The organism is Vibrio agarilyticus, from assembly GCF_012641465.1.
Lineage (GTDB): Bacteria > Pseudomonadota > Gammaproteobacteria > Enterobacterales > Vibrionaceae > Vibrio > Vibrio agarilyticus.
This window is the reverse complement of record NZ_JABAIK010000005.1, coordinates 1-11,533: the sequence shown is the minus strand read 5'-3', so window position 1 is coordinate 11,533 and position 11,533 is coordinate 1. Positions and strand designations below refer to the sequence as shown.

9 protein-coding genes and 2 riboswitches are annotated in these 11,533 nt (G+C 41.1%); of the genes, 4 read left to right on the top strand and 5 right to left on the bottom strand.

Going from position 1 to position 11,533, the window contains the following annotated elements; genetic code table 11:
• Position 1: 1 nt before the first annotated feature.
• Entirely contained in the window at positions 2 to 1,180 is a 1,179-nt protein-coding gene (locus HGP28_RS06110) for an acyltransferase family protein (protein WP_168835577.1), read from the bottom strand.
• A 390-nt stretch (positions 1,181 to 1,570) separates the two neighbouring features.
• Positions 1,571 to 1,653: riboswitch (glycine riboswitch) on the top strand.
• 3 nt (positions 1,654 to 1,656) lie between these two features.
• A riboswitch (glycine riboswitch) is annotated at positions 1,657 to 1,757 on the top strand.
• Between the two features lie 123 nt (positions 1,758 to 1,880).
• Here HGP28_RS06110 and HGP28_RS06105 point away from each other — a divergent pair.
• A complete protein-coding gene (locus HGP28_RS06105) occupies positions 1,881 to 3,257 on the top strand; it encodes an alanine/glycine:cation symporter family protein (RefSeq protein WP_168835576.1) in 1,377 nt (458 codons plus the stop codon).
• 91 nt (positions 3,258 to 3,348) lie between these two features.
• Here the strand turns inward: HGP28_RS06105 and HGP28_RS06100 are convergent, their stop codons facing one another.
• Positions 3,349 to 3,978 (bottom strand): LysE family translocator, encoded by a 630-nt coding sequence (locus HGP28_RS06100; protein WP_168835575.1) that lies wholly within the window; start codon positions 3,976 to 3,978, stop codon positions 3,349 to 3,351.
• A gap of 363 nt (positions 3,979 to 4,341) precedes the next feature.
• Here HGP28_RS06100 and HGP28_RS06095 point away from each other — a divergent pair, with 363 nt between their 5' ends.
• Together HGP28_RS06095 and HGP28_RS06090 are read left to right on the top strand one after the other, a co-directional pair.
• Positions 4,342 to 6,111, top strand: coding sequence for a recombinase family protein (locus tag HGP28_RS06095; RefSeq protein ID WP_168835574.1), 1,770 nt, complete (start codon positions 4,342 to 4,344; stop codon positions 6,109 to 6,111).
• The gene (locus HGP28_RS06090; protein WP_168835573.1) at positions 6,104 to 7,579 is read left to right on the top strand and encodes a carboxypeptidase M32; all 1,476 of its coding nucleotides are present in this window, start codon (positions 6,104 to 6,106) and stop codon (positions 7,577 to 7,579) included. The genes HGP28_RS06095 and HGP28_RS06090 overlap by 8 nt, the downstream gene beginning before the upstream one ends.
• Before the next feature lie 335 nt (positions 7,580 to 7,914).
• Here HGP28_RS06090 and HGP28_RS06085 read toward each other — a convergent pair whose 3' ends face one another.
• Both HGP28_RS06085 and HGP28_RS06080 read right to left on the bottom strand, forming a co-directional pair.
• A complete protein-coding gene (locus HGP28_RS06085; protein WP_168835572.1) occupies positions 7,915 to 8,466 on the bottom strand; it encodes a carboxymuconolactone decarboxylase family protein in 552 nt (183 codons plus the stop codon).
• Positions 8,467 to 8,505: 39 nt separating this feature from the next.
• The gene (locus tag HGP28_RS06080; protein ID WP_168835571.1) at positions 8,506 to 8,748 is read right to left on the bottom strand and encodes a DUF2798 domain-containing protein; all 243 of its coding nucleotides are present in this window, start codon (positions 8,746 to 8,748) and stop codon (positions 8,506 to 8,508) included.
• 146 nt (positions 8,749 to 8,894) lie between these two features.
• Here HGP28_RS06080 and HGP28_RS06075 point away from each other — a divergent pair, with 146 nt between their 5' ends.
• On the top strand, positions 8,895 to 9,815 hold the full coding sequence (locus tag HGP28_RS06075; protein WP_168835570.1) for a LysR family transcriptional regulator: 921 nt from the start codon (positions 8,895 to 8,897) through the stop codon (positions 9,813 to 9,815).
• Positions 9,816 to 9,878: 63 nt separating this feature from the next.
• On the opposite strand, the gene HGP28_RS06070 is transcribed toward HGP28_RS06075, so the two are convergent.
• The gene (locus HGP28_RS06070) at positions 9,879 to 10,394 is read right to left on the bottom strand and encodes a hypothetical protein (RefSeq protein ID WP_168835569.1); all 516 of its coding nucleotides are present in this window, start codon (positions 10,392 to 10,394) and stop codon (positions 9,879 to 9,881) included.
• Positions 10,395 to 11,533 lie beyond the last annotated feature (1,139 nt).

Genomic DNA, 11,533 nt, shown 5'->3' with positions numbered 1-11,533 from the left:
TCTACACTCTACTGGACTTAAACCATTTCATCTTGTCAGATTTCAGTGACAACATTGGCTGTTCCAAATATTTCCACGATAGAATCGCTACAACTGTCACGCTTAAAATAGTAATAACGACGTTGGTTGCGGGAGTGAACATATTGATGCTTAATAGAAAATTTATTGCAATCATATGATAGATATAAATTCCGTAAGAAATGTCATTTCCTTTTAACACATTACCAAATTTATTCACATAGCTATAAGCGGCGGAAATCACTAGCAGTGATAAGAAGAAGGCCGAAATTGGATTTATCGCGTTGCCTTGGTTAGTGATGCCAAAGTACCCCGTAGCAAAAACAATTACCAAATATACCATTAACCAGTGCAACACTTTATTTGCTAAAAACCGCTCTACAAACCACATATTTTTCTGCAAAACCACGCCAAATAGAAACATATTAAGATAAGGTATGATTGTCACTGAAAAAAGTTTGAAGATGAGGATATCGCCAAGCACTGGTTGGAAGTAATATCTAAGGTAATTTATCACTGAAAACAAAATAACAAACGAAAATAAAATAATGTTACTCCAATTACACTTCCTCATAATGACATAAATAATGGGTATCAGTAGGTAAAACTGCAATTCAATAGGGATTGTCCACAAGCTCCCGTTTAACCCACCAGCGCCGTAACCTTTGAAAAATTCTGGATTGTAAAACTGCCCGATCGTCAATTGCGCAACTAGCCACGTAAAAAACTCAACGTTAAACACCTCAAAAGTGTATGTTAGAGACGCGACAAACAGAGACAGAAACAAGCAAAACCAAAGAGCTGGATAGATTCTCAACACTCGATTTTTAATATACTGACTTAAAGAAGGACTCCGTTCCCAAGAGGCCGATATAAGAAACCCACTAATAACAAAAAATATCGGCACGCCGGGTAAATAAACCGATAATGGAATTCGAGAAAAACCAAAGTAATCTAACGAATGCCCCATTAGCACTTGAAAAGCGGCAAATAGCCGTAATAAGTCAAAATTATTAAGTCTAAAACTGAATTGTTCGCCTTTTCTCAAAAATAATGATGCTTTATCAGCATTGAGACCATCATAAAAATCATTCTTCCCACCTGAAATATCATCCTTATTTGTCACAGAAATTGATTTAGATTCATCCACTTCCTTTTCCATTTAATCTATCCTTCGGTCCCAATAACGTGATTCGCGGTAATGAATATATTTACCGCGTTTTAACTGAATGCTTTAGTGGCTAGTTTTCATAATCGAAGGCATATACCCACGTGACGTTAAAGTGTGCAACATTACCAAGATAACTTGATTATCAATACATAGCCTGCGCCCTAACCATAAAAGACCATCGTTTGTTCAAATTCAAGCTGAGTTGCATATCAATTGTCTGTTGAAGGCTCTATTCATCATCGATTATTGCAAATAATGATTTACTTAAATTCCTATTGATTTGCCCCAAATTTCTGGTAAATTTCCCGTCATTAGTAATCCAGTTACTGATAACCAAGCGTTTAGAACAAATGCAACACCTTGTTTTAAAGCTTGTTCCGATGAAAGCGCACAGGAGAGAGGCATGCCAAGAGCATGCCCGCCGAAGATTTAATAATTTCAGGCAAAGTGGACTGACGCTGGAGGAGCCTCTGGAGAGAGCCAAGCAATTGGCCGCCGAAGGAGCAAGATCTATCTAATTCTTTTATAAGAATTTATTGGTCGAATCTCTCAGGCAAAAGGACAGAGGAGTGGAAAGCGACATGTTGTATTGGGCCGTTTCTTTTTACGTCTCAATGTTTGCTCTTTTTTGCACAGTTTCAGCCCTTTCCCTCTTCTCCTTAGTACTTATGTATTCATTAAGGGGAATTTCATGCAAGACCTTCACAACTTTCTTACCGCAGCCAACAGTTTTGTTTGGGGACCACCACTACTCATTCTTTTAGTGGGTACGGGTATCTATTTCACATTTCGCCTCGGCTTACTTCAGTTCCGTTATTTACCAACCGCTTTCAAGATGATCTTCTCCAAAGAGAAATCAGACAATTTGCACGGTGACGTTTCAAGCTTTGCCGCCCTTTGCACCGCTCTTTCTGCCACTATAGGTACGGGTAATATCGTTGGTGTGGCAACCGCAATTAAACTTGGCGGCCCAGGTGCGCTGTTTTGGATGTGGCTAGCTGCCCTTTTCGGCATGGCAACCAAATACGCCGAGTGTTTGCTTGCGGTTAAATATCGTAAAGTGGACGATAAAGGCCAGATGATCGGCGGCCCAATGTTCTATCTCGAACATGGCGTTGGCTCAAAATTTTTAGCCATCTTGTTTGCGGTTTTTGCGTTAGGTGTAGCGTGTTTTGGTATCGGTACTTTTCCGCAAGTCAACGCCATCCTAGATGCGACTGAAATTTCATTTGGCTTTGACCGCGAGCTGTCTGCGGTTGTGCTCACTTTGCTGGTAGCAGGTGTGACCCTTGGCGGCATCAAATCCATTGCCAATGTCGCCGGCAAAATCGTACCAACAATGGCGCTATTTTATGTGCTAGCTTGCCTAAGCGTTATCATCATGAACGGAGACAAGCTGCTTGGCGCTGTCGAATTAGTACTTGTGTCTGCGTTCAGTTCAACCGCGGCAACGGGTGGCTTCCTTGGTGCGAGCATTATGCTTGCGATCCAATCTGGTATTGCTCGCGGCGTATTCTCTAATGAGTCAGGTCTTGGTAGCGCGCCAATGGCGGCGGCGGCAGCAAAAACAGACTCGTGCGTACGCCAAGGTTTGATTTCAATGACGGGTACATTTATTGATACCATCATCATTTGTACCATGACTGGACTTGCGCTGATTCTTACCGGCGTATGGCAAGGTGATTTAGCTGGTGCAGCTATGACGACTCATGCGTTTGCACTTGGCCTAAACGCAGATACCTTCGGCCCAATGCTTGTCTCTATCGGACTTATCTTCTTTGCTTTTACCACTATTCTTGGTTGGAATTACTATGGTGAACGCTGCGTTGTCTATCTGATGGGCACCAAAGCTGTCTTGCCTTATAAGATTATCTTTGTTTGCCTTGTCGCATCTGGCGCGTTCTTAAAGCTCGATATGATTTGGATTTTAGCTGACATTGTAAATGGTCTAATGGCAGTACCAAACCTAATTGGTCTTGTTGCCCTACGTCAGGTGGTGATTGACGAAACGCGCATCTACTTCGCCTCAATGAAAAAAGACGAAGAACACAACGCCGTTAACGCTTAATCACTCAAGTGAAATGCAAACGCCCGCTATACGATGCGGGCGTTTTTGTTGATAACGCAAAAATTATCAGAAAAATATTTACGACCCGCACTTAAGGCGCCAACAGCAATTTGCCGCCGAGAAGGATCAGTATCACCGCCGTTGTTCCTTCCATTCCGGTAATAAAACCGCGGCTGTTGAGTAATTTTTTCGCACCATTAAGCATTCCAGCAAGCCCACACTGCCATATCATTGCGATAATAAAATGTACAAGCGCTAGCACAAGGGATTGAATAATTGGCGAGCCTTGCGGATGAATAAATTGGGGCAAAAAGGCAAAATAAAACACCGCCGTTTTGGGGTTGAGCACGTTAGACAAAAAGCCTTCACGCAAAGAACAAATTCGATTTAACGTTCTCGCCTCTTGCCTGCCCACTTCTATGCCCTGTGCACCGCGTAGTATTGAACGCACGCTGGTAATACCAAGCCAAATCAAATAGAGCGCACCGACACTTTTCACCGCTTGAAATAACGATGGCGATTGCGCCAAAACCGCAGAGACACCAATTGCGGAAAGCGTCGCGTGCACAAATAGCCCACAACAAATACCCAAGCTCGTAATACAGCCGTCTTGAAACCCACCTCGGCTGGTATTGCGGAGCACAAGCGCGGTATCCAGCCCTGGCGTCAGCGTTAAAATCGTGATGGCAACAATAAACGCTTCAAAATTAACCAATTCCATTGACTTACTTAAAAATGAGAACCAAAACTATTGAATACCTCGAAACGCAAAAATAAACAATCGCTACGCAGCAACTCTTTGGCATTCTGTCAGTCACTTTAAGACGTTAACTCGGCGAGATTCCTCATAAAAAGCACCGCATCTTAGAATGAAACCCATACACCTAAAACCACGACGGTATATACTCAGCAAATAATACGTTTGTGAGAACAATGGAATGAATGCCTACCAAAAATTACTCGAACACACTCATCAAATCAGTCACTTTTCTCATCTCGCGGCGATCTGTGGTTGGGAACAGTTGCCATCATAGGTACATCTACTTTAACCTTATGAAGGTTAACAATTGAGCATGGATGAAAAATGATTTTTGGGTACATACGAGTTAGTACAGAAGAGCAAGCTAAGAAAGGTCGCTCTGGCATCAACAGACAAAAAAAGTTCATCACAGAAAAAGCAGAATCTCTCGGGTATAACGAGTCCGACATTGTTCTAATTGACGACTCTGGCATTAGCGGTTTTGGTAAGAAAGATAAAACCAACATTAAAACCGGGAACCTTGGTAAATTTTTGGCTGAAGTAGATCAAGGGAAGCACGAAGGTAGTATATTTTTAGTCGAGAATATAGATCGTCTATCTCGTGACTTTACCGCTGGTATGACCGCTGTACTCAAACTTAAAGATCATGATATTACAGTAATCACACGAGACGGAGCCTTTGACACTCTATCTAGTAAGCTTATCACGACCATTTCCCCAGTACGCTCACAAGAAGAATCTGATGCAAAAAGTGAAAAAATCACAGAATCATATGACACACGCATCAGCGAAGTAAAAAGTGGGATAAAAAAGCAGTTTAATCAAGTTCCAAATTTTTACACGTGGAATGGTGAATGTTACATAATTGATCCGGAGTATCACAAAACAATTCTTAGGTGTGTCGAGTTATATCTACAAGGTCAAGGTTACCGAATAATTGCCAAAACTCTCAATGCAGAAAAACGAAAAGGGTCAAAGGAAAATATTTTTTGGCAAAGTTCTCACGTATCTGCTCTACTTTCCCACAAAAGCTTGATGGGTGATTATCATATTAAAAATCAAGTAATTGAAGGTTATTTCCCTGCCACGCTAGATCTTGATACTTATGCACAACTAAAATTAGCTCTTTCTCGCAGAAAAGCATTTGGTCGTGGCGGAATACCTTTTAATCTGACTTTGATTACAGCCCTCGGAGGTATTACCAAGTGTGGTAACTGCAAAGGTGCCTTAGTCAAAACGCGGACTCGGTATAATACATTTTCGATTAGATGTAAAAAATGCATCACTGAAGCAGATGGGAAGAACACGTTTGGTTCAGCACTATTATCTCCAATTGAAAATGCGGTGCTAAATTATAGTCTAAACACGAATATTGAAGAGGATAAGTTTGATGAAGATGACCAAATTGAGTTTTGCAAGGTTGAAATTTCAAGACTAGACAATGTGATCAATAGTGCATTTCTTTTAGCGGAAGGAAATGATGAACTAATGCCCATTGCTAGAGAAAGAGCCAATAACGCAAGCAAAAAACAAAAAGAAATAAAGATTAATCTAAAGAAACTAGAAACAAAGAAAAGAGCACTCGAAGCTAACAACCCTATATCTAAAGAATGGAAATCAAGCTCTGAATTATTAAATGAAAAGTTTTTAATTTCTAGCTCAATAGAAACTACCTCACTACCAAAAGAGATAAAAGTCGAAGAACTTGCTCAAGAAGAAATATCATACTTTAGAGACCTTATTTCAAAAACATATAAATCGATAGAAATATATTTCAATTCAAAAGCCGACGCTTCGATGATCGATATTTGCTTAACGCATCTGAGTTCAGAAAAAGTTATTACTTTACGACTAAGCAGAAAAGACAAAACCATACATACCATTTCCTTACAATTATCTTCAAAAAATCGTGGTGATACACGAGAAGAAAATGGACATCAGCTTGATTCAACCACTAACGAAACATCAGAGTTTGCAGACTTCAATATACTTGCAGAAGAAGCACAACAACAAAAACAGAGAGCTGATAACAACAGGTTCATAGAGAACTTCCTAAAAGAAAAAGCAACGAATAAGGACAAGAATAATGAGTAGTTTTGATAAACTAACCCACCACTTTCAAAGCATTTCAAATCTGCAACATGCCTACTCCATGCTTTCATGGGACAATGCTTCAGTAATGCCGTCAGGTGGTGCCGAAGCTCGTTCAAACGCTATCGCAGAGCTCTCTACGCTCATCCATCAAAAAATGACTTCTCCCGCTCTTGAGGAGTTGTTTTCAGAAGTAGAAGCCAACGATACAATAAACTCTGCTTCTGTTAGAGAAATGAAACGTCAATGGAGTCAAGCTACTGTATTACCTGAAGACTTAGTGAGAGCAAAATCGATAGCTGGAACTAAGTGCGAGCACGCGTGGCGTACACAGCGTGGCGATAATGACTGGGCTGGGTTTGAAAAAAACTGGGCTGAAGTCGTTAAATTGTCTCAAGAGGAGGCTCAGATACGAGCCCAAGCTAAAAATACGAGCCCCTATGACGCAATGCTTGATCTATATGAACCAGGCACCACATCAGAATCACTTGAGCTAGTATTCAATGATGTAAAATCTTGGCTACCTTTACTCATTGACCAAGTGATAGAGAAGCAAGCTTTTGAATTAGTCACCCTACCTCAAGGTCATTACCCAAGAGAAAAACAAAAGGCACTTGGCCTAGACGTAATGAAACTCCTACAGTTCGACTTTGAACATGGTCGATTGGACGAAAGTGTTCACCCATTTTGTGGTGGTGTCCCTTCAGATGTACGAATCACTACCCGCTACGATGAATCTGAATTTATACAAAGTCTGATGGGAATTGTTCATGAAACGGGCCACGCTCGCTATGAGCAAGGACTACCTAAGTCTTTAGCTGGACTACCCGCTGGCGAAGCCCGCTCAATGGGGATTCATGAATCTCAATCGCTATTTTTCGAGATGCAGATTGGCCGAAGCAATCCATTTATCGCGCATTTAGCTCGCCTTGCAGAACAGCACTTTGGCAGTTCCAATTCACAGCAATTCTCTCAAGACAACTTCCAAAAGCTTTACACTCGTGTGAAAAAAGACTTTATCCGTGTTGATGCAGACGAGCTAACCTACCCTGCTCACGTTATCTTGCGTTATGAAATCGAACGTGACCTTATCAACGGAAAAATTAAATACACCGATGTACCGGAACTTTGGAACCAAAAAATGCAGCAGTACATGGGGCTTTCTACCGAAGGTAATTTCAAGAATGGCTGTATGCAAGACATACATTGGACTGATGGTGCATTTGGTTACTTCCCTTCCTACACACTTGGAGCAATGTATGCTGCGCAATTTATGGCGGCGATGAGGAAAAACATCGATGTTGATAGCGTTATTGTTAGCGGTGACTTGACGCCGATCTTCAGTTGGTTGTCAGACAATATTTGGAGCAAAGGCAGTTTGCTAACGACTGATGAATTAGTCAAACAAGCGACAGGCGAAACTCTAAATCCCGCACATTTTAAAGATCATCTTCGCAATCGCTACTTATGATTGTGACCAAACAGCAGCCCGCTTGGCTGCTTAGATAAAAATATGACTGAAAAATAACAACTTGAGCTCGTTAAGCATCGTTGTGAACGCATCGACGAAGTCGATACTATCGAAGCTAACGAGTTCTTTGATTCTCTCGACAATAGTGAAAGCAACTGGTCACACTACCGCGAAGCGGGCCAGTATCAATGTTAATATGTAGCGGCCCATAAGCGATTTTACTCACCCACAGTGCGGCAGTGACAAAGTCGCTTGCCCATTAAGGCGCGATAAAATCGCTTGGTGCTTGCAGTATTAGTACAGCTTATGCCGATAAGCTTTTGGAGGTAAAACAACTAGTCCTTCGACCAAGCAAACTTCTCAAATACTTTGTCTACTGGCGTGTGAGCAACGTGGTTTACGTAGTTGCTGATCACTTTTTGCGAAAGGCCAAGGATCACTTCTAGAACCTGTTGCTGAGCGTAACCCGCCGCAAAAAATGCCGCTAAGTCTGATTCTGATACATTGCCACGCTTACGAACAACAGCAAGAGTAAAATCTTTTAGTGCTTGTAGCTTAGGTGTTGGCATCGCTTCATCGTTACGCAGTGCTTCTGTCAATGCAGGGTCAACCTTCATTGAGTGCGCAATACCAGTATGTGCTGGAACGCAGTAGTGACACTCGTGTTCAACGTTGATGGTTTGCCAAACCACAGTTAGCTCTTCAGCATCAAATGATGTATTGGTGAATTGCTGATGCAGTTGCGTGTACGCCGTTAGGAGTTGAGGAGACTCAGCCATTACCGCGTAAAGACCAGGAATCATACCCATTTGCTTTTGTGCGCCGTCAAGAATTGCTTTGCTTTTCTCAGGTACAGACTCAACAGTGTGTAGTTTAAATTCATTCATTTTCTCTTTCCTATTCTTTAACTTGTTAACTTTACTGAGTTATTTTACTTCTGGCTCTAGCAGCACTTTGGTTACGAACAGACGAACAGTTGGCGCTACAATGGCTAAAACTAACAGTGCCGATGGCACCATTTGTGAAACTGCGTTTAACCATGCATCAAAGAATGCGCCGTTCTCTGGCAGAGTTTTAGCAACCATAATGGCTGGCATGCTAAGAAGCATGGTGGGTAAAACCATAGAAACCATTAATGGGTATTGGAACTTACGTGGCAATTTTTTCATGGTGCTCTCTTATGCTTAACAGCGATTTGCTAACTGATGAGGCTATATTAGCTTCGACCATCGCAATCAAAAACAGACAACATTGAACTTGAATCTTTCATATTTGAATGATTAACTCAAAATTGAATCCTCAAGAGCGTTCTATTATGAAAGCAAAAGACATCTCCAATCTCTATCTGTTTTGCCAATCTGTCGAGTGCGGTGGCTTTGCCGCAGCGAGCCTTAAAACGCACGTTTCAGCCCCAACATTATCAAGGGCGGTGGCAAGTCTTGAGGATAAACTGGGTGAAAAACTGGTACACCGGAATGCAAAAAAGTTCCTGCTCACGACAGCAGGTGACGAATATTACCAGCGCTTCGCTGCCCTATTTATGCGGCTGAATGATGAATGGACTCAGCTTTCAAATAGCCAGCCAGTTTTAACGGGTGAAATCCGAGTCTCTTGTCCTGAGCCATTTGCGGATCATTTCCTGCAAAAAATGGCAATTGAGTTTATGCAACTTCACCTAGAGGTCTCCGTAACCATTCAATTTAGCGCAGGCACAGACCGTTTCTTTGATGAGCAGATTGACCTTGCGATTGTGACGACTCCACCTCATGCCAATCATTTAATACAGCGTCAGTTGTTTGAATCACCATTAATGCTAGCGGCATCACCCAGCTATATTGAAAAGCATGGTCAACCAAAACATGCAGAAGAGTTGATTAACCATCAGCTCCTCTCAGGTAATAACTTGCCATATTGGGAGCTAAAAGAAGATGGCAAGGCGATCCGCATTCCCTATCAGCCTCGTTACTCAATCAGCAGTCTGCGTTTAAATATTGATGCAACATTGGCAGGTGCTGGGATCTGCATGATGCCAAGAGCAGCCTTTAAAAAGCATGCCGCAAGAAAAGAGTTAGTAGAGATATTGCCAGACGTTGAATACCCAACCGGTAAAGCATTCTTGGTATGGGCAGACAGAAAGCTGATAGCGACCAGAGTGGTTGCATTTAGAGACATGATTTTTGAACGGTTTGGTCAATCGGCAGAGTTTTTAGCTTCGATAAACTCAGAACGAGATTAATCGTCACCAGAAAGAAAAAACGCCAGACTAGACGAACTAATCTGGCGCTTGTATTGTTAGCGATTACTTTTTACGAAAATATAGGAATGTATTCAACCACGCTAAACCAAGAATAATCAGTGTCATTACAGGCGGTTTAGACTGAAGTGGCAATACCTCCGCTGGCACACTCGGCAGCAGGTGAACATGCACAGCCACAATCATAATTGCTGTCGTTAATAGCGTTGATAACTGCATCGCTTTATATTTAATCGGAGCAGGTAGAACTTTATTACCAATCATCACTACAAGCAGCAGTAGACCTGCAAAAATCTCACCTAATTGCCCCACCCAGCGAGACAAAGTTGGGAAAGGTAGTTCGCTCAGTGTAATTTGTTTTGCAAACATCGTCGTGAACGGGTCAAAGAATTTTACTGTTCCCGCCATTACCATAAAGGCACCAAGAAGACCCGTTAGTATCTTTTGAATTTTTGTGCCTACGCTATCAGTTTTGTCATAACTACGAACCAAAAAAACACTCGTAATGAGTAGCATCGTACCTATAAGAGATAACTCAAGAATTAGTTGTGATGTGGTCATTTCAAACCTTCATTATGTATTAGCAAGTTGATGGTGCAATCCTACGAAACACTCTAAAGTTCAAAAATAGACAAGTTTAATTTTTATTCATGCAAATATGAAAGATTGGGTTGTATAGATTTACTTCCTAGAACGCTTTGGGGCAAAACCTTGTTAGAGCAATCAATGAAACTAGAAAAATGTAAATCATGTTAGTTTTCGGATAGTCGCTCAGTGAAGTAACTATCTGTTCAGATAAAGATTTAATCGAAACACCATCCAAACCTTGCGTTAACACCGACCATGGATTTAGCATAGCAGCTCTTAAAAATGTCTATATACTGGCGGATTTATGACGGGTTCCCTCAGAGCCCTGCATCTCTAATGAGTGATTGCATAAAAGGAACAAGCGCAAACCCGAAAAGACAAACTCGCCTCCCCTTACGGCGGAGCCGTGCCAAAATCAAAAAACCAATGACGGCCATCTAAATTATTTTTAAAACCTCGCAAGATAGGTCTGTATCAATCGAGAATGATCGCACTACCACTTTGCGACCATTTCCAAATTCACTCTCACCGCTTGCGATAGTTTCATTGATTTTCCCCCAGAATTCATACCTGACAAAAATTAATTTCACATTATATATTCGCACTCACCTATTGCGACCAATCATCAAGAAAGTGCATTTCTATTCACTAATTATGAATACTGGAGAGAGTAGGTAATTTGGGTTAAAAGTATTAACCAATTGCGACAACTTGCACTATTGGGAGGGAAACTTGCGTTCGTGTGAGAGAAACTTGCATTCGTGGGAGAAGAATTGGCATTTCTAGGAACACCAAAATAAATCAAATAAATTTACTCATTCTATTTTATTCATTTTTTTGAGAAAATATTCAAATGACAAGATGAAATATATTTAACATCCATTTTTCTAGAGTTTAACTTCGCAAAAAAACTCATTGCAAAGACACTTTGTAACACTCAAAATATAAATAAAGAATAACAATTATAATTAATAAATCGAAGATTCTTATTTCTAAACTTTAACATTTAAGCAGGCCCGTATTTAGAAGCACCAAAAAAACATCTACATGCTACGCATTACGAGTTTATTTCAGGCGCACCTAAATAGTGAAAAAATACGTACTCAAAGCCA